At 41.6% G+C, this 18,308-nt stretch carries 14 protein-coding genes, 1 tRNA gene and 2 pseudogenes; 13 read left to right on the top strand and 4 right to left on the bottom strand.

All coding sequences use genetic code 11. The features are described 5' to 3' along the window. Position 1 precedes the first annotated feature (1 nt). A complete protein-coding gene (locus tag AC4CS8_RS09320; protein WP_493892915.1) occupies positions 2–970 on the bottom strand; it encodes an NAD(P)/FAD-dependent oxidoreductase in 969 nt (322 codons plus the stop codon). 151 nt (positions 971–1,121) lie between these two features. Between AC4CS8_RS09320 and pbp2a the strand changes: the two genes are divergently transcribed. The 5 genes and pseudogenes from pbp2a to nusG all read left to right on the top strand — a co-directional run bounded on the left by pbp2a (position 1,122) and on the right by nusG (position 4,879). After that, entirely contained in the window at positions 1,122–3,317 is a 2,196-nt protein-coding gene (pbp2a, locus tag AC4CS8_RS09315) for a penicillin-binding protein PBP2A (protein WP_493892914.1), read from the top strand. A 115-nt stretch (positions 3,318–3,432) separates the two neighbouring features. Then, a pseudogene (locus AC4CS8_RS09310) lies at positions 3,433–3,582 on the top strand (MFS transporter); the annotation flags it as partial. A gap of 330 nt (positions 3,583–3,912) precedes the next feature. Beyond that, complete coding sequence (gene rpmG, locus AC4CS8_RS09305) at positions 3,913–4,065, top strand: 50S ribosomal protein L33 (protein ID WP_493892913.1); 153 nt, start codon at positions 3,913–3,915, stop codon at positions 4,063–4,065. Positions 4,066–4,074: 9 nt separating this feature from the next. Beyond that, the gene (gene secE, locus AC4CS8_RS09300; protein WP_493892912.1) at positions 4,075–4,251 is read left to right on the top strand and encodes a preprotein translocase subunit SecE; all 177 of its coding nucleotides are present in this window, start codon (positions 4,075–4,077) and stop codon (positions 4,249–4,251) included. Between the two features lie 88 nt (positions 4,252–4,339). Next, positions 4,340–4,879: a transcription termination/antitermination protein NusG gene (nusG, locus tag AC4CS8_RS09295; RefSeq protein WP_493892911.1), complete on the top strand. Its 540-nt coding sequence runs from the start codon at positions 4,340–4,342 to the stop codon at positions 4,877–4,879. Between the two features lie 395 nt (positions 4,880–5,274). Here nusG and AC4CS8_RS09290 read toward each other — a convergent pair whose 3' ends face one another. Beyond that, the gene (locus AC4CS8_RS09290; protein ID WP_493892910.1) at positions 5,275–5,457 is read right to left on the bottom strand and encodes a hypothetical protein; all 183 of its coding nucleotides are present in this window, start codon (positions 5,455–5,457) and stop codon (positions 5,275–5,277) included. 181 nt (positions 5,458–5,638) lie between these two features. Between AC4CS8_RS09290 and AC4CS8_RS09285 the strand changes: the two are divergent. After that, positions 5,639–5,833, top strand: a pseudogene (locus AC4CS8_RS09285) (transposase); the annotation flags it as partial. 444 nt (positions 5,834–6,277) lie between these two features. Here AC4CS8_RS09285 and AC4CS8_RS09280 read toward each other — a convergent pair. After that, positions 6,278–6,348, bottom strand: a tRNA-Cys gene (locus AC4CS8_RS09280). Between the two features lie 432 nt (positions 6,349–6,780). On the opposite strand from AC4CS8_RS09280, the gene AC4CS8_RS09275 reads away from it, so the two are divergent. The 5 genes from AC4CS8_RS09275 to tsf all read left to right on the top strand — a co-directional run bounded on the left by AC4CS8_RS09275 (position 6,781) and on the right by tsf (position 14,323). Beyond that, positions 6,781–7,926 carry a hypothetical protein gene (locus AC4CS8_RS09275; protein WP_493892909.1) on the top strand — a complete coding sequence of 382 codons (1,146 nt, stop codon included), beginning with the start codon at positions 6,781–6,783 and terminating at the stop codon, positions 7,924–7,926. Positions 7,927–7,991: 65 nt separating this feature from the next. After that, positions 7,992–10,502, top strand: coding sequence for a DUF6287 domain-containing protein (locus AC4CS8_RS09270; protein ID WP_493892908.1), 2,511 nt, complete (start codon positions 7,992–7,994; stop codon positions 10,500–10,502). 173 nt (positions 10,503–10,675) lie between these two features. Then, entirely contained in the window at positions 10,676–11,935 is a 1,260-nt protein-coding gene (locus tag AC4CS8_RS09265) for a transposase (RefSeq protein WP_493892440.1), read from the top strand. Positions 11,936–12,262: 327 nt separating this feature from the next. Further along, positions 12,263–13,039: a 30S ribosomal protein S2 gene (gene rpsB / locus AC4CS8_RS09260; protein WP_493892907.1), complete on the top strand. Its 777-nt coding sequence runs from the start codon at positions 12,263–12,265 to the stop codon at positions 13,037–13,039. A 243-nt stretch (positions 13,040–13,282) separates the two neighbouring features. Continuing rightward, a complete protein-coding gene (tsf, locus tag AC4CS8_RS09255) occupies positions 13,283–14,323 on the top strand; it encodes a translation elongation factor Ts (RefSeq protein ID WP_493892906.1) in 1,041 nt (346 codons plus the stop codon). 436 nt (positions 14,324–14,759) lie between these two features. On the opposite strand, the gene AC4CS8_RS09250 is transcribed toward tsf, so the two are convergent. Continuing rightward, complete coding sequence (locus AC4CS8_RS09250; RefSeq protein WP_493892905.1) at positions 14,760–15,098, bottom strand: DUF6568 family protein; 339 nt, start codon at positions 15,096–15,098, stop codon at positions 14,760–14,762. A gap of 282 nt (positions 15,099–15,380) precedes the next feature. On the opposite strand from AC4CS8_RS09250, the gene AC4CS8_RS09245 reads away from it, so the two are divergent. Together AC4CS8_RS09245 and AC4CS8_RS09240 are read left to right on the top strand one after the other, a co-directional pair. Continuing rightward, a complete protein-coding gene (locus AC4CS8_RS09245; protein WP_493892904.1) occupies positions 15,381–15,839 on the top strand; it encodes a CtsR family transcriptional regulator in 459 nt (152 codons plus the stop codon). Positions 15,840–15,841: 2 nt separating this feature from the next. Then, a complete protein-coding gene (locus tag AC4CS8_RS09240) occupies positions 15,842–18,289 on the top strand; it encodes an ATP-dependent Clp protease ATP-binding subunit (RefSeq protein WP_493892903.1) in 2,448 nt (815 codons plus the stop codon). Positions 18,290–18,308: the final 19 nt, after the last annotated feature.

Here is an 18,308-nt window from a genome sequence, read left to right as displayed (position 1 = left end):
CTTATAGGCTAGTAGAGTGCTTTGGTTGCACTTTTTCGTTGGGATTGAGGTAGTTCATGGCATTGTTAACAGCGGTTGGGGCTTCGCCCAGTCCAGTCGCAATCAGATCAACCTTTCCTTCATAGAAACAACAGTCACCGATAGCATAGATACCAGGGACAGAGGTTTCTTGCTTGCTGTTGACCACGATGCGGTGGCGATTGAGTTCCAGTCCCCATTCTTTCAGCGTGCCGACAGATGATTTGAAGCCGTAGTTGACAAAGAGGTGATCGAAAGACAGGCTGAGTTTGTCCTTGCTTTTAACCTTGTCAAAGTGAATGCTAGAAGCTCTGCCATTTTCCCCAGAAAGCCCTTTAGGAACAAAAGGGGTGTGGATGCTGACGCTGGACTGCTTGAGCTCCTCCACGCTATGCTCGAGGGCTCGGAAGTTGTCGCGACGGTGGACGATATGAGTGGTCTTAGCGATTTTTTCAAAGGCCAGGGACCAGTCGACCGCAGAGTCACCGCCACCCAAGACGACGATGTCCTTGTCGGCATACTGCTGGATGTTGGACACGTGGTAGTGGACGTTGTCAAAGCTGTCGGCACCGTCAATTTCCAGCGGACGTGGCTTGAAAGCACCGCCACCCATGGCAATAATCAGGGTCTTGGTTTGGTGGTTGCCCTTATTGGTTGTTAGGGTAATGGTTTCCCCAGGTTCGATAGCAGTCAGGGTTTCATTGAGGCAGATGGTGGTGTCAAATGGTGCCAGCTGGGCAAGGAGGTTGTCGGTCAACTCCTGTCCTGTCAGGCTGGGAAAGGCTGGAATGTCCAGAATGTCCTTTTCGGGATAGAGAATGGCAGGCTGGCCACCCAGTTGGGGCAGGGAGTCAATGATTTTGACCTTGGCTTGACGGAGGTGAGCGTAGAAGGCAGCGAATAAACCGGCAGGCCCGCCACCGATAATGGTAATGTCGTAAACTTGTGTCATAGAAATCCTCTTTTTAATCAGAATGACCTTATTTTATCATATTTTATGGAAAAATTCCCTGTCTGTTGTCACAAATTGGAGCAGGCTTTTTTCTGCTAGATTTAGCGAAATATTGTATAATGGTACAAAATTCACTAGAAAGAGGTGTGTTATGGACGATTTGCAACATCAGCCAATCGAAGTTCCAGAGGATTTTCAAGCTGAACAGAAAGAAACTCTCCGTCGAAGTCGCAGGGGAAATGGTAAAAGTTCCGAAAAGCCAAAGAAGAAATCTCGGATTCCGGAGCCGATTCGCAAGTTTTGGCGTCGTTATCAGCTGACAAAAATCTTGATGATTATTATAGGGATCACGATTTTAACAGTAGGTGGATACTTGTTTTATCTAGCAAAAACTGCCAATGTTGGCGACTTGCAGGCGGCTTTGAAGGCAACAACGGTTATCTATGACAAGGACGGTGTAGAGGCAGGGACGTTATCAGGTCAAAAAGGGACTTACGTTGAACTGGACGCTATCTCGGATAATTTAGAAAATGCTGTCATCGCGACAGAAGATCGGACCTTCTATGAAAACTCAGGAATCAACTATAAGCGAACTATTTTAGCGGTCTTGACTCTGGGGAAATCAGGTGGAGGTTCGACCATTACGCAACAGTTGGCAAAAAATGCCTTCCTGACCCAAGAACAGACGATTAGTCGTAAGGCTAGAGAGTATTTTCTTGCCCTTGAAATCAATAAAAAGTACAGCAAGCAAGAAATCTTGACCATGTACCTTAATAATGCTTATTTTGGTAACGGGGTATGGGGCGTAGAAGATGCTAGTCAGAAATACTTTGGTATTCCGGCCAGTCAACTGACGGTCGAGCAGTCAGCTGTGATTGCGGGGATGCTGAAAGGACCAGAAATTTACAATCCCTATTATTCGATTGATAATGCAACGAACCGTCGAAATACGGTCTTACAAGCTATGGTTGATGCAGGTTATATTGATCAGGCGACTGCTGATGCAGGTTTCCAAGTTGATTTGGCTAGTCAGTTGTCAGATACCTATGCAGGTAAGCAACAGAATTATGCTTATCCATCTTATTTTGATGCTGTTATTGCAGAAGCAATCGACCGCTATGGTCTGACAGAAAGTGACATCATCAATAACGGCTACCGGATTTATACGGAAATGGATCAAGCCTCGCAAGCAATCATACAATTGATTTATAATGAGGAAAGTATGTTCCCACAATCTAGTTACGATGGGACATATGCTCAATCTGCCAGTGTAGCTTTAGACCCAACAACGGGTGGTGTACGTGCTTTAGTCGGTCGGGTCAACAGCTCCGAGGATGTGACCTTCCGCAGTTTTAACTTTGCGACCCAATCAGCCCGTAGTCCAGGCTCGACTATTAAACCTCTGGTGGCCTATTCGCCAGCCGTTGCAGCAGGTTGGGCTATCGATACAGAGCTAGACAACCATACGGAAACCTACGGAGGTTACACCCTTCATAATACGGATTATTCGACTTCAGATACCATTCCTATGTATCAGGCTCTTGCTCTTTCTTACAATCTCCCAGTTGCCTATACTGTCAATAAACTCGGGTTGAATACAGCCTTTGAGTATGGAGAAAAATTTGGCTTGAACTTGGACAATACCGATCGAGTTCTAGGAATGTCAATCGGTAGCGGAGTGTCTACCAATCCTCTGGAAATGGCTCAGGCCTATGCAACTTTTGCAAACGGAGGGGTGATGAAAGATGCCCACCTGATTACCCGAATTGAAACCGCCAGCGGCAAGGTCTTGGTAGAGCATAAGAGTTCAAGTACACGGGTGATTGACAAGTCCGTTGCAGATAAGATGACCTCGATGATGCTGGGTACTTTTACCAACGGTACAGGAGTCAGTGCCGATGTCTATGGTTACAATATTGCCGGTAAGACGGGAACGACAGAGACTAGTTTTAACGCCGATTTAACAAATGACCAGTGGATTATCGGCTACACACCTGACTTAGTTATTAGCCAGTGGATTGGCTTTGAAGTGACCGATGAGCAACACTATATCGACACCAGCAATTCGTGGATGTCACCAGTAGTTTTCCAGACAGTCGCAGGCACTATTTTACCAAATACAGAAGGGACTCAATTTACTGTTGAAAATGCCTATGTACAAAATGGTATCGTAGCTGTTTCAGAGGATACGAATCAATCGGATACTCAGACACAAGATTATGTTGCCGATTTTACAGATCGGGCACAAAATCTTATTGACCAAACAAAGCAAAGCATTACGGATGCCAATTTACCAGCACGTGCGAAGACTTTGTGGGACACTGTAACTGGTTGGTTTGGACAGTAGGTCAATTAGAATCTTCGTTTGACGTGCCTGTAATTCTATGTTATACTAACAATAATACAATTACAAGGTGGTAGCCAACTCCGTGCTACCACCTTTAACGATTTTAGGAGAAAAAATGTTACAAAAAGAGACGGTATCTAAGCATACAACACTATCAATTGTCTCAACGGCCTTGTTAGGCTTTGCAGGAATCTTGTCTGAGACTAGTATGAACGTCACTTTTCCAACCCTTCAGAAGGTGTTTCAGCTTCCCTTATCTAGCCTTTAATGGATAACGACAGTCTATCTGTTGGCGGTTTCTGTTTCTAGACTTCCTGTAGAAAGAAAAGCAGATGCGACGGCTATTTTTCAAATGATGCAACAATTTGCGGGGGCTTTAGGGACTGCTATTGCGTCTGTGATTGCTGGTACTAGTTCAAACTTAACAGTAGGTGTTCAGCGCGTGTTTACCCTTCAACTTGTCTGTGTGCTTTGTATCTTTTTCATGTTCTATTGCTTATTTCAAGAACTTAAGAGGGTGCGAATTAAATAGCAAGCGATAAGGTTAGTTGTCAAAATCACTAAAACGTGATAGAATGGAAAAAATGGAGGGCATATGGCATTAAAAAAAGCAAGCCTAGCCTGTACGGTTTGTGGTTCGAGAAATTATTCCATCAACCTCTCAAGTAACCCTAAACCAACACGGTTAGAAGTAAATAAATATTGTAAACATTGTGGACAGTATACGAACCACAAAGAGACCAGATAGGAGAATAACGTGAAATTTTTCAAAGACACTATTCAGATTTTAAAAGATACCACATGGCCAAGTCGTAAGCAGAGCTGGACAGATTTTACCTCTGTTATCGAATATACAGCTTTCTTTGTTGCTGTTATTTATATCTTTGACCTTGTGTTGTCAAATGGAATTGTCGCCTTAATCAATCTTTTCTAGAAAATACTTGCCATTTGGAAAATGGAAGTGATATAATAAAGAAAAGCGAAAGCCTTCGGGCTTTTTTTTACGAAAGGAAATCAAAAAAATGCTAGATAGTTTTGACAAAGGTTGGTTTGTTCTCCAAACGTATTCAGGCTATGAAAATAAAGTTAAGGAGAATCTTTTGCAACGGGCTCATACCTACAATATGCTAGAGAATATCTTGCGCGTAGAGATTCCGACTCAAACTGTTCAGGTGGAGAAAAACGGTGAGAAAAAAGAGGTAGAGGAAAACCGTTTCCCTGGCTATGTCTTGGTAGAGATGGTCATGACAGATGAAGCTTGGTTTGTCGTGCGGAATACACCGAATGTAACAGGGTTTGTTGGATCACACGGAAACCGCTCTAAACCAACTCCACTCTTGGAAGAAGAGATTCGTCAAATCTTAATCTCGATGGGTCAAACGGTTCAAGAGTTTAACTTGGATGTTAAAGTTGGTGATGTTGTTCGTATCATCGAAGGAGCTTTCTCAGGCTATGAAGGGAAAGTTGCAGAGATTGATAACAATAAGGTGAAGATGATTATCTCTATGTTCGGAAACGATACTGTGGCGGAAGTCAACCTAAACCAGATTGCTGAATTATAAAAAATGAACGGGGAAACCCGTTTTTTGATTATAAATAACCATATAAATTCAGGCGATTGGTGAAGTGATGCTACCTGGCCCGAAGTGTTTCCAAGTTTAACCGATCAAAAGCGCTTATACTCCGATTGCTTATAAAAAATAATTTCCCATCATGGATATTATGCCTGTGCTATTTGAGATGTTGGAAGCAAATACGCAGACAAAAAATCCCGGACGAATCAGAATCTGCAAGCGATGAAGTCTTTACAGTAGAGTCCTACTTGGCTTGCTGTAAGGAGACTGGTCTGTCTATTGATGATCTAAAGCATATTTCCCTTGGGATGGCTTTAGATTATCAAACAGACTATGTGAATATGCGGACAGAAACTAAAAAGAGCAGCCGTCAGGCTACTCAGTCAGATTTTGATTCGTTTTAGCTTTAGTTGCTCTAGGCGTTTGTCAATATAACGATGACGACGGATTATGTAAACAATCAGGAAAGGTAATGGAAGTCCTAATAGAAATACTGTCATATACAATAAAAAGATGAGTGTTGCTTCATTGTAATACCAAGGAACTTTAATATTTGACGGTAACATGATTGAGACCTCCTTTTTCCCTCATTTTATAACTTTTAATAGGAAAAATCAATCGAACGGAGATGAAGTGTTCTCAGAATGAAGACAAAGTCGTTAGAATTTTATTTCTAACGGCTTTTTCATATGTAAAGTAGTATAATAGGAAGTCGGAGTGCAGCTAATAAGCAGAGGAAGAATCACTATGTTACACAAAGAAAATCCAGATTACAATCGTGGTCAATTTGGTTTTTACAGTCTAGATGACCTTGTTCCTCAAGATTATCTTCTCCGTCAAATAGAGGAAACCATTGACTTCTCGTTTATCTGTGACTATAGCTATAGTGACGATGCGGGATGCCCTAGCCGAGACCCTGTTCTGCTTATTAAAATTCCAATCCAGTTTTTTGATTCATTTTAATACTTGATACCTTTTTTTGCTAATTCCTTTCTTATGTAAAGATAGCGAAGTATAGCATAGGTGAATAAAAGAGGAAGAGGAAGGCACAACAAACAAACTGTTATTGTTGATAAAAATATAACAGTGGTTTCGCTGTAATACCATGGCAATTTTACATTTTTAGGTGTAAGCATTGTTAGACCTCCTTTTCCCTTTATTTTATAACTTTTAATGGGAAAAATCAATGGAACGGAGGCGAGGAGGTCCGGCTGTGGGAGATTGTCAGGGAAGAGAAGTTGGTAGATGTGATGAGGGAATTGTGTCTGCCCCAAATTCGCCCCAAGTTATTTTCAAAGTTAACCGAATTTAGCCTGACAGAAAATCAAAAAAGCCCGATTTTACGGGCTTTGTGTTCGGTTAATTCCTGTTCATTCAGGTACAAAAAGGCGGTAGACGGATTTGAACCGACGATCAAGCTTTTGCAGAGCCGTGCCTTACCACTTGGCTATACCGCCACAATACATAAAATTATACCGTAAAAAGATGCAGAGGTCAAGCGGTAGATATAGAAAATGTCTCATTCGTACGGTATGTTACTTGACAAGGGAGTTCACGGGGATTAGAATGGACGAATTACTATGGTGTAGAGAGCTGTTGTTTCATTTCTTACTTCAAGGTAAGGATATGGACAACGAAATAAACAGTGTTATCATGTGCTACATAAGGGCTAACGCCAATACTCTTTAGCTAGGATTGTTCATGTAGACTACTATTATAATGCCATTATTCTCATTGTTTAACTATCTTTGCTCAAAATGTTAAAACCATAGATTATTCACCTGGCCGTCTATATTGTTTTTTCTTTTTTAGTGAGGTTAGTAAGTTTTTGACAAAACTTATCAGATTATGTATAATAAAAGAGTATATATTAATAAAGGAGATGTCTCATGGACAAAGAAAAAGTTTTGGGATATGTGAATCAAGCCAAGGAATTTGTCTTGAAGTACAAGTTTGCGGTCATTGGTGCTGTAGCAGCTTTGGTTGTTGCTATCGGTGGTTGGACGTGGTATCAAGCGCAACCAAAAAGCGTTACTTCCGTTGTTGAAGTATCGTTCAGCGGTTACGACGGTTACGGCGTCTTAGAGTACAACTATGAAGATTTGACTGAAGAAATCGAACGTGTTGCTTACCTGAAAGCAGGTTTTTCAAAGGATCAGGCGGAGGATTTGATTCAAGAAGACTCACTTATCTTTGCTGAAGTAAACACGGATTCAGAATTGAGTCGTAAATTTTCTCGTGCAACTGCCATGATTGGTAGTGTTAGCTACGAATTTGATAAGACAACGGACTTGAGCAACGGCGATACAGTAGTCTTAACAATAAAAACTACATCAAGTAAATCACCTGTCAAAAAAGAAACGAAGAAATTCACAGTTAAGGGATTAGATAAGGTTGAAAAGATTTCAACAGAAGAATTCTTAAAAGTGTATCCTGTCGAATTTGTTGGATTTGATGGTTATGGTAGCGTGGAATTGCCTGTGGATGAATATGACTACAGTATTTTGAGTTACGCTGATGGTAGCGAACCAAGCAAATTGAAAAATGGAGATACTGTTGAATTGGAAGTTTCATCTACCTTCCTCTATGAGTTGCAACAAGAAGGCAAGAAATTAGAATCAGATACGATTGAAGTAGAAGTTTCAGGTTTGACAGCTATTACAGAAATCAGTAATCTTACTGAAGCTCTTGCTAAAAATGACACCTACATTAAGTCAAGCTATGAGAACACAAGTTCTACAACTTATACTCTCGAAAAGCAAAAGAGCTACATTGCTTACAAAACAGGTTACTACGATTCATCTTCTAATCAGATTTACCTCGTGTCAGTCTATAAAGTGACAACAGTTTCTAAGTATTCTGACACTACTGTTGAGTATGTATACTATGGTTATCGTTACTACATTAACTCAGATAACACATTGGATTTAGAAACAGCGAATAAAGTTTCAGGTTATGAAACACAAGACCTAGAAAACTTAATTGCTGATTTGGAAACAGAAGGATTTGCTGAATACACAGCAACGTCTGAATAAACACTACAAAGAAAACTCCGTATAAGGAGTTTTCTTTGTATAGAATGAAATAGAGAGTATGAAAAATGAAAAGATGGATAATTGGTCTGCTAACTGTGCTTGCAGTGGGAGTGGCTGGTCTTGTTTGGTATCTTTCTCAGCCTAAGGAAATTGTCCGCCTATCCGGCTATGCAATGACTGCTGAGAATGGAGATTATCTTACGGAGGGAACTTTTTCCCTGCTGAATGAGTCGGGTAAGGAAGTGGAGACGCTAAAGACAGATGATGATGGATATTTTTATGTTCGGTTGCAAGCAAATGAAACCTATCAGATTCAGGGAGATAAATTTTCTGTACAAATAACAGCCAAAAATGAAAACGAATACCGTATAGATCATAACAAAGGCTACTTGCTCCTTGGTAAGCGATTGGAAGATGAGATTAGTAAGGTAGTTTATAAACCGTCTGTTTTTTACTTAAAGGAACAGACTGCTTACACTTATTCACCTAGTCAAGGAACTGTCCGTCTAGATGGTCGACAAGACTTGCAAGAGGGCGACATCATTTCACTTCCTCCGACGAAGGACTATATTACGGGGTATATTTTAAGGGTAGTATCTGTTTCTTATGAAGAAGATGGAAGTCTTGTAACTGTTACAGATGATGTCTCTGCTAAGGAAGTGCTTCAGGATGCGACTTTGGATGGGGAGTTTGATTTGTCTGATGGTTATATTCTGACGAATGAAAATGTTTCTATTGCGGAGGATAGTGTTGAAAATGTTGCTTTCCTCCCCGGTAGTCAAACAAATGTGTCGCTTCCATACTTCGGTTCATCCTCTTCTCCAACCCTTCTTGCTGAAGATAAAATAGCAGATGGGGTAGAGGCTAATTGGAAAAAAGTTAAAAATGGTCGAGCGGTGGAATTAACTTATGAAATAGAGGACAAGGACACCGGCGATAAGTTGATGATTGATTTGGGGCTTGAAGGTACAATGCAAGCCAAATTTGATTATATTGGAGGAAAAGGCTCTGTCCAAAGCAAGTTGAAGTTTAGTCACGAAGTGAGTAGTGAAGTGAGCGAATTATGGGAAAAGGAAGCAGAGATTTGGATTGCCACCATTTATATTCCAGCTGGCACTGGCTTATCACTACCATTAGACATCCATTTTATTTTTGAAACCAATGGAACTGTTAGCGTATCGGTAACGGAAGTGGAAGAGTTGACTTTGACAATGTCCTATGATAAGGGAGAGGTTGAGTTTGACCATGATTATAAGGGGAAACGTAGTCTTGGACTAAAACTAGCGGGAGAGTTGGCGACTGGTCTTAAAGAGTCTACAGATCTTTCCATTGCACAAATTGAAATTTTAGAAGTCTATGCTAAAGCTCCTCTTCTTGAATTAGAAGGTGAATTGGGTTTTGAATTGACACAAGAAAATTTTGAACCAGTTGAAATGATTGACTTGACTGGGGAGTTTTCAGCCCGTATTGGCTTAAATGTGGGAGTTGAAACTGATTTGTGGGAAATAGAAGATGAGGTTGCTGAAAGGGAATTGTTGAGCTACGAATGGGAATATCCTGCAGATGATGAAACTAGCTCTTCCAGTAAGAAATCATCAGATAGCAACTCATCGGAAGCCGGTCTGTCGAGTGCGAAACAGCTGTACAAACCGGTATTAGATGATTATATCGCTTTTTTATCAAAAATTAGCTCAGGCAGTGAGTTAACTTCTGCTGAAGTGCTGACAGCTGTTAATGAAATGAAATTCCCAGTTCACTCATGGGTTGGTGAATCTATCTGGGGAAGTAAGGATTCGTTGCGCTATGCCTTCTATGACATTGATAGCAACGGCACGATGGAATTACTCACTGCAACCCAAAATAATGATGGGTCAATGTTCTTATATGGAGTCTACTATATCAATGGAGGTACACCGACGCTACTAACAGAGGGCTTTGTTGGTGGTACTGCGGCACGATCAGCGATTACCATTTATACAGATGGTGCCATACTAGGATACGGCTGGTCTTCTGGCACTGGTGACGGCGGAGGAACACTCTATGAGCTACAGAAAAATAATACTGAGGCTAAAGAGGCGAAGACCATCTCAGACTTAAATGTGATAAATGATGATGTAAATGCTACATTTGGAAAAACAAGTTCGGAAGTTCTAGATTTAAAAACGCTCGAGTGGCAACAGTTTGAGGAAAATACTTCGATAAAAGCGACGAACCTGACAGGCATGAATGTGGATGCTATAGTTAACGGTGACTTTAGTAGTGTTGCTGGAACTTGGCGGAATGCAAGTGGGGCTGAACTAATCTTTGACAGTAGCGGGCTAGTCTCAACAAGCCAAAAGTTAAGTGAAACTAGGACAAAAGAAGCAGATGGATCGCTAAAAACTTATATTTCTCCGGTAGATTCTCCGGTAGGAGGAGCGTTATTGAGGATGTATCCAACCGGTGTTACGGTTAAGTCCTTGGTAGATGGAGAAGTTGATACTACTAATAAAACCTTGGATAGAATATTAATACATCAAGGAATGTTTACGTCAGATGAACTCAATCAGTCAATCTATTATCGTGTTGGGAATTAATATAATCGAATCATTCCCGTAGTTATTTATTCCCGTCCTATCACCAGATTAGCACGCTATAAAAAGAAAAATCGCCACGTTAAGTAGCGATTTTTCCCTTTTGTGAGCCTCAATGCAACGTCAAAGCGTTATAATAGTTTTAAGTCAAAAATCTCTATTAGCGAGGTCTCACTATGAAAATTATAACACAGCTTAACCTTTTTGAGGATCAGGAACTAGGTGATTTAGAAAAAATTTTGATGGTATTAGATGGTCTTCCAGAAACGGGTCTATTTGATGAGTTAGAAGCCAAACGCAAACACGGGCGTAAGGATTATTCTGTTCAATCTTACTTCATTGCCTATATTGCTAAAATAGTTCTTCAATTGGAAACCGATCAACAGTTGATTCGTCAGCTTAATATGAATAGCCAGCTCCGTCAAATCTGTGGCTTTGAAACTCACGGTGTTAAGCTCAAAAATGGTACTATTAAACTTGTTCATGCTCCCTCTAAGTCTGCTTATTCTCGTTTTATTCAGGATTTGGAAGAGGTCTGTCCAGACATTGACGAGTGGGTTTTATCTGGCATATCTGAACTATACAACCTTCTTCCGGAATTTGGTGTTGACTTAGCCCTAGATGGCAAGTTCATTGATAGTTATGCAACACCATATGGTAAGAAACAAAGAAAGGATAGACGCTCTGACTGTGATGCCGATATGGCTATAAAAAAACGTCATCATAAAAATGGAACGGTCTCTATGGAGAAACACTATGGCTATCGTTGTCATCTTGTGGTTGATGCGACCTATGAACTGCCTGTTGCTTGGGAAGTGACGACGGCCTCAGAAGGGGAACCTACTGTTGCCAAAAGGCTGATTCGAAACATGCGTCAAACGACCATGCAGAGAGCGGAATATTTGATGGCAGACCGTGGTTATAGTGGAATTCCTCTTCAGAATCTCATAGAAGAAGCCACGATTATTCCTATCATTGATCATCCTCATAAGTGGAAAGAAGATGAAACCAGGCAATACCTTGATACGGATGTGATTTACAATCAATCTGGAGAAGTCTTTTGGGTGGATGACAAGGGCAAAGCGATTCAGCTTATCTATAAGGGGTACGATAAGTCTTGTGACAGTTTGCGGTATGGTTTTCATCCCCGTTATCAGGACAATCGCATCTTCCGTTTAAAACGGTCGGTAGAACCTATTATCTTTAATCAAGTAGCTAGAGATAGTCAGAAGTTTAAACGACTCTACAAGAAGCGGACAGCTGTGGAGAGGGTGAATGGGCGTATAGACCGCGACTTTCGATTCGAGAAGCACACTATCCGAGGGCTTAAGAAGATGAGTCTAGCTATTGCCATGAGTTTTTTAGTGATGGTTGGATTTGCCTTAGCCAAACTCAAACAAGGCCAGAATACTCATTTAGCCAGCTGGGTAGTCTAAAAATAAAAAATAGTTCAAAAACCAAGGGGGTAGTACGCCCTTTTTTTCAGTTTTCGAGCCATCTCAATCCATCAGTGGAGGAAAATTCTTGAGTTTAAGAGAGTTAAACCAAATATTTTTGTCAGAAAAGCGAACGGGTTTTGAAAAATACAACAAAGGGAATGATTCTAAAACAATAACTCTTGCGAAAATAGACAATATCTGATATACTATTAGAGTTGCTGTGCAACAAATACTCATCCTAGACCAATCGTGGTCCGGTTGCCTACGGGTTGGCCTGCGAGCTGACGTCTAGGAGAGGAGAAAAAACAAAAAGGAGAAATACTCATGGCAGTAATTTCAATGAAACAACTTCTTGAGGCTGGTGTTCACTTTGGTCACCAAACTCGTCGCTGGAACCCTAAGATGGCTAAGTACATCTTCACAGAGCGTAACGGTATCCACGTTATCGACTTGCAACAAACTGTAAAATTGGCTGATCAAGCTTACGACTTTATCCGTGACGCAGCAGCAAACGATGCAGTTATCTTGTTCGTAGGTACTAAAAAACAAGCTGCTGAAGCTGTTAAAGACGAAGCACTCCGTGCTGGTCAATACTTCATCAACCACCGTTGGTTAGGTGGAACTCTTACAAACTGGGGTACAATCCAAAAACGTATCGCTCGTTTGAAAGAAATCAACCGCATGGAAGAAGACGGGACTTTCGAAGTGCTTCCTAAGAAAGAAGTAGCATTGTTGAACAAACAACGTGCTCGTCTTGAAAAATTCTTGGGCGGTATTGCTGATATGCCACGCATTCCAGACGTAATGTTCGTAGTTGACCCACATAAAGAGCAAATCGCTGTTAAAGAAGCTAAAAAATTGGGTATCCCAGTTGTAGCGATGGTTGACACAAACACAGATCCAGATGATATCGATGTAATCATCCCAGCTAACGATGACGCTATCCGCGCTGTTAAATTGATCACAGCTAAAATGGCTGACGCTATCATCGAAGGTAACCAAGGTGAGGACAGCGTAGCAGCAGTTGAAGCTGAATTGGCAGCTGAACCAGCATCTACAGAATCAATCGAAGAATTGGTTGAAGTGGTAGAAGGTAAATAATCTAAGTAACGAGGACGTTAAGAAAAGCGTTAGATTTTAGAAAATGGACGTAGCAGTTTGAGAACTGCAAGGAGATTTGTCTAAATCCTAGCTTTTTAGTCCGAGTACAATTAAGTAACGAAGGCGATTTAAAATCTATAGGATTTTAGCTCGTGTACAATTTTAAACATCAAAAAAACAATCCTAGAGGGGCAGGGCTGAGCCCGCTCCTCTATTTTATAAAAACAAACAAGGAGAATAGACATGGCAGAAATTACAGCAGCTCTCGTTAAAGAATTGCGTGAAAAATCAGGTGCTGGCGTTATGGACGCGAAAAAAGCATTGGTTGAAGTAGAAGGCGATATCGAAAAAGCGATTGAATTGCTTCGCGAAAAAGGTATGGCTAAGGCAGCTAAGAAAGCTGACCGTGTAGCAGCTGAAGGTTTGACAGGTGTTTACGTTGATGGTAACGTAGCAGCAGTTGTTGAAGTTAACGCTGAAACAGACTTCGTTGCGAAAAATGCTCAATTCGTTGAATTGGTAAACACTACTGCTAAAGTAATTGCAGAAGGTAAACCAGCTGACAACGAAGCAGCTCTTAAATTGACAATGCCTTCAGGTGAAACTCTTGAAGAAGCATACGTGAACGCTACTGCAACTATCGGTGAGAAAATCTCATTCCGTCGCTTTGCTTTGGTAGAAAAAACAGATGCACAAGCATTTGGTGCTTACCAACACAACGGCGGCCGCATCGGTGTTATCTCAGTTGTTGAAGGTGGCGACGAAGCTCTTGCAAAACAAATCTCAATGCATATCGCTGCGATGAAACCAACTGTTCTTTCTTACACAGAGTTAGATGAGCAATTCGTTAAAGATGAGTTGGCACAAATCAACCACAAGATCGAACAAGACAACGAAAGCCGTGCAATGGTTGACAAACCAGCATTACCATTGTTGAAATACGGTTCAAAAGCTCAATTGACTGATGAAGTGATTGCAGCAGCTGAAGAAGCTATCAAAGCTGAATTGGCAGCAGAAGGCAAACCAGAAAAAATCTGGGACAAAATCATCCCAGGTAAAATGGACCGCTTCATGCTTGACAACACTCAAGTTGACCAAGCTTACACACTTCTTGCTCAAGTTTACATCATGGACGACAGCAAAACAGTTGAAGCTTACTTGAACTCAGTGAACGCTTCAGTTGTAGAATTTGCTCGCTTTGAAGTGGGTGAAGGTATCGAGAAAGCTTCAAACGACTTTGAAGCAGAAGTTGCAGCGACAATGGCAGCAGCTCTTGGTAAATAAGATATAACGAAGAACTTCCGAAAGGGAGTTCTTTTTGATAATTCGGTCTTAGGGCGGATGTCGGCTATGTTTGATTCAGTTATACTAGTATCAATCCTAAATATTTTTCATAATCTCCTTAAAAAAGCACCGACTTATGGTCGATGCTTTTTGCTAGCTTTCTAAAATATAAGTATCCCAGCTGGACTTGTTTACGAACTTGGTTCACTATCTCCAGCCTTCAGAGGTTTCCCAGACCTTTGAAGTGAGTGAAAGTAAACAGAAAGACTATCCAACAATTCAAGAACTTCCGAAGAGGAGTTCTTTTTGATAAATCAGTCTTAGGTCGGATGTCGGATATAGCTGTTTGGGTTATACTAATATCAATCCTAAATATTTTTCATAATCTCCTTAAAAAGCACTGGCCTTGTGGTCAGTGCTTTTTGTTTGTTCTGGTTTAGTCTTGAATAAACTCCGCAATTTCTTCTTCGGTCATGCTCGAATCGCAGCGGACTTGGACACCAGTTTCTTTGGCAACCAAGAGGCCAGGGACGGTAGGTACTTGGTAGTGGTCGCGGAGAGCTTGGAGTTGAGGGCTGACTTGGCTAGAGTCAAGGAAATGAACAGTCATCTGTTTGTCTTGAGCGACCTTATGAAGTTTTGGTGCGAAGCGGTTGCAGTAAGGGCAAGTGACACGTCCGATGAAGAGAATACCGCCATCTTTGGCAGCTAGAAGGCTCTGTGCTTGCTCCACAGTTACGTTTGTAAAATCTTGAATGTAGTCTTGAAAGTTCATGGTGTAAGATATAAAGGGCTGTAAGCGGACACAGACAAAATAGGAAACAGAACGACGATGCAAGCGTCCAGTTCTCGTTTATCTTTTTGGCCCAGTCCGTAGCCCGTATTCAGTTCAACTAAATACGGAAGCCATAGTCCTTTCTGTTTTTTCTTTTCATTATAGAAAATTTTGGAAAAGATTTCAAAATTCTGCTACGAGGTTAGCTGGGCTTTTGCTTTCAAAATTTGTTTTTTTAAGGTATAATAATGGTCAAAGATAGTCAAAGAAAGAGGCGATACTATGGCGATGAAAAATACATCAGATTATATCGAAGAGCATATCAAAGCCATCCTAGACCAGGTCAGTGTAGCGGAGTTACGTCGAAGTGAATTGGCCAGTCGGTTTGAAGTGGTACCCAGTCAGATTAACTATGTGATTAAGACCCGTTTTACAGCCAGCCGTGGCTATATTGTGGAAAGCAAGCGTGGTGGCGGAGGCTACATTCGTATCGGACGGATTACCTTTTCGGACAAGCATGAATTGGTTCGTGATCTGTTGAAAAATATGGGAGACAGTTTATCGGCAACGGTCTTTGCAGATATTTTACAATTACTCTTTGATGAACAGTTAATGACAGAGCGTGAAGGCAATCTTTTGCTTGCAACCAGTTCGGATGAGGTTTTAGGAAAAGAAGCTGGTGAAATTCGAGCACGGATGATGTATCAGATTTTACGCCGTTTGGATAGGAAAGAGGAATAAAAATGAAGATTTCAAGAGGTTTACAGGCCGTCTATGAAGATGCTCAATTGATAGCACAGCGTTATAATAGTGATTACTTGGAAACCTGGCATTTATTGCTGGCTTTTGTAATTAATCCTGATACGATTGCGGGATCTGTCTTGGCAGAATATCCAGCAGATGTATCGGACTACGAACACGCGACCTATGTGGTTACGGACAAGGTTTATCGTGAGGAATTGGAAGATTTTGTCATTCTACCTTCATCTAAGCGGACGGGAGAATTACAGGTTTTTGCTGAAAAGATTGCTGAGATTGTCAAAAGTAAAGAATTAGGAACTGAACATGTCTTCATGGGGATGCTGTTGGACAAGCGGTCAACAGCTTCACAGATTTTGGATAAGGCTGGTTTTCACTTTGAAGATTCTGATGACAAGATTCGGTTCTTGGATTTACGAAAAAATCTGGAGGCAAAGGCCGGTTTTACTAAGGAACATCTGAAGGCTATTCGGACCTTGATGAAAGGTGGAAAACCTAAGCAAGCAACGGTTGGTAATATGATGGGAATGCCTCAACCACAAAGTGGTGGTTTGGAGGATTACACACGCGATTTAACAGCCTTGGCGCGTGAAGGAAAGATGGAGCCTGTGCTTGGTCGAGATGCTGAGATTTCACGGATGATTCAAATCCTATCACGTAAAACTAAGAACAATCCAGTTTTGGTTGGTGATGCTGGTGTCGGAAAAACAGCACTTGCCTTGGGTCTGGCTCAGCGTGTTGCGGCTGGGGATGTGCCAGTTAGTCTGGCTAAGATGCGTGTCTTGGAACTCGACTTGATGAATGTTGTTGCAGGTACTCGTTTCCGTGGTGATTTTGAGGAGCGGATGAACAATATCATCAATGATATTGAAGAAGACGGTCAAGTTATCCTCTTCATTGATGAATTGCATACTATCATGGGTTCTGGATCAGGGATTGACTCGACCTTGGATGCGGCCAATATCCTCAAACCAGCCCTGGCACGTGGGACTCTTCGGACAGTTGGAGCGACGACTCAGACGGAGTATCAGAAGCATATCGAAAAAGATGCGGCTTTGGTTCGCCGTTTTGCAAAGGTCCTTATTGAAGAACCGACTGTTGCAGACAGCGTTACTATTTTGAAAGGATTAAAAGGGACTTTTGAAAAATACCATAGGGTCCGTATTGAAGATACAGCTGTGGAGGTTGCGGTGACCTATGCCAAGCGGTATTTGACCAGCAAAAACCTGCCGGATTCGGCTATTGATTTGCTAGATGAAGCTAGTGCAACAGTGCAAAACCGCGTCAAAGGACAGGTTGAGGATGAAGAGTTGACCGCCTTGGACCAAGCTTTAATGGCTGGGAAGTATAAGACAGTTAGTCAACTCTTGCTCAAGGATCAGGAGTCAGGGCGTCAAGTTGCCAACGATGCTTTGGAAGTGACAGAAGAAGATATTTTAGAAACCCTCAGTCGCTTATCTGGTATTCCAGTCGCTAAGTTGAGTCAGACAGATACTAAGAAATACCTCAATCTTGAACAAGAGTTGCACAAGCGTGTGATTGGTCAAGAAGAAGCTATTTCTGCCGTTAGCAGAGCGATTCGCCGTAACCAGTCTGGTATCCGTACAGGTCGTAGACCGATCGGTTCCTTCATGTTCTTAGGGCCAACAGGAGTCGGTAAGACAGAGTTAGCTAAGGCTCTAGCAGAGGTTTTATTTGATGATGAATCGGCCCTCATTCGCTTTGACATGTCTGAGTACATGGAGAAATTCGCTGCCAGCCGTTTGAATGGTGCCCCTCCAGGTTACGTCGGCTATGAAGAAGGTGGTGAGTTGACTGAGAAGGTTCGTAACAAGCCTTACTCTGTCCTACTCTTTGATGAGGTCGAAAAAGCCCATCCAGATATTTTCAACGTACTCTTGCAGGTCTTGGATGATGGTGTCTTGACGGACAGTAAGGGACGCAAGGTTGACTTTTCAAATACCATTATTATCATGACATCAAACCTTGGGGCAACGGCTCTTCGCGATGATAAGACAGTTGGTTTTGGTGCAGTTGATTTGTCTAAGAACCACAAGGAAGTGGAAAAACGTATTTTTGAAGAACTCAAAAAGGCCTATCGTCCAGAGTTTATCAACCGTATTGATGAAAAAGTTGTCTTCCATAGTCTGACAGAAAGTCATATGCAGGACGTTATCAAGGTCATGGTAAAACCATTGCTTGAAGTGACAGTAGCTAAGGGGATTACCCTTAAATTGCAGCCGTCTGCCCTTAAGCTATTGGCCAAACAAGGTTACGACCCAGAAATGGGTGCACGTCCACTTCGTAGACTTTTACAGACCAAGCTGGAAGATCCGTTGGCAGAAATGCTTCTTCGTGGGGAATTGCCTACTGGTTCAACCTTGAAGGTTGGAGTGAAGGGAGAAGAGTTCAAGTTTGATGTCGTTCAGTAGGAGGAGAAATGGTAGAGCT

The organism is Streptococcus sp. NSSLK0004 (assembly GCF_059039125.1).
Note: the sequence above shows the minus strand (reverse complement) of the source record. Positions and strands in the feature narration are given on the sequence as shown.

Excerpts from the sequence above, each read along its gene's own strand:
- AC4CS8_RS09320 (WP_493892915.1), bottom strand. The coding sequence starts at position 970 with ATGACACAAGTTTACGACATTACCATTATCGGTGGCGGGCCTGCCGGT.
- pbp2a (WP_493892914.1), top strand. The coding sequence starts at position 1,122 with ATGGACGATTTGCAACATCAGCCAATCGAAGTTCCAGAGGATTTTCAA.
- rpmG (WP_493892913.1), top strand. The coding sequence starts at position 3,913 with ATGGCATTAAAAAAAGCAAGCCTAGCCTGTACGGTTTGTGGTTCGAGA.
- nusG (WP_493892911.1), top strand. The coding sequence starts at position 4,340 with ATGCTAGATAGTTTTGACAAAGGTTGGTTTGTTCTCCAAACGTATTCA.
- AC4CS8_RS09290 (WP_493892910.1), bottom strand. The coding sequence starts at position 5,457 with ATGTTACCGTCAAATATTAAAGTTCCTTGGTATTACAATGAAGCAACA.
- AC4CS8_RS09275 (WP_493892909.1), top strand. The coding sequence starts at position 6,781 with ATGGACAAAGAAAAAGTTTTGGGATATGTGAATCAAGCCAAGGAATTT.
- AC4CS8_RS09270 (WP_493892908.1), top strand. The coding sequence starts at position 7,992 with ATGAAAAGATGGATAATTGGTCTGCTAACTGTGCTTGCAGTGGGAGTG.
- AC4CS8_RS09265 (WP_493892440.1), top strand. The coding sequence starts at position 10,676 with ATGAAAATTATAACACAGCTTAACCTTTTTGAGGATCAGGAACTAGGT.
- rpsB (WP_493892907.1), top strand. The coding sequence starts at position 12,263 with ATGGCAGTAATTTCAATGAAACAACTTCTTGAGGCTGGTGTTCACTTT.
- tsf (WP_493892906.1), top strand. The coding sequence starts at position 13,283 with ATGGCAGAAATTACAGCAGCTCTCGTTAAAGAATTGCGTGAAAAATCA.
- AC4CS8_RS09250 (WP_493892905.1), bottom strand. The coding sequence starts at position 15,098 with ATGAACTTTCAAGACTACATTCAAGATTTTACAAACGTAACTGTGGAG.
- AC4CS8_RS09245 (WP_493892904.1), top strand. The coding sequence starts at position 15,381 with ATGGCGATGAAAAATACATCAGATTATATCGAAGAGCATATCAAAGCC.
- AC4CS8_RS09240 (WP_493892903.1), top strand. The coding sequence starts at position 15,842 with ATGAAGATTTCAAGAGGTTTACAGGCCGTCTATGAAGATGCTCAATTG.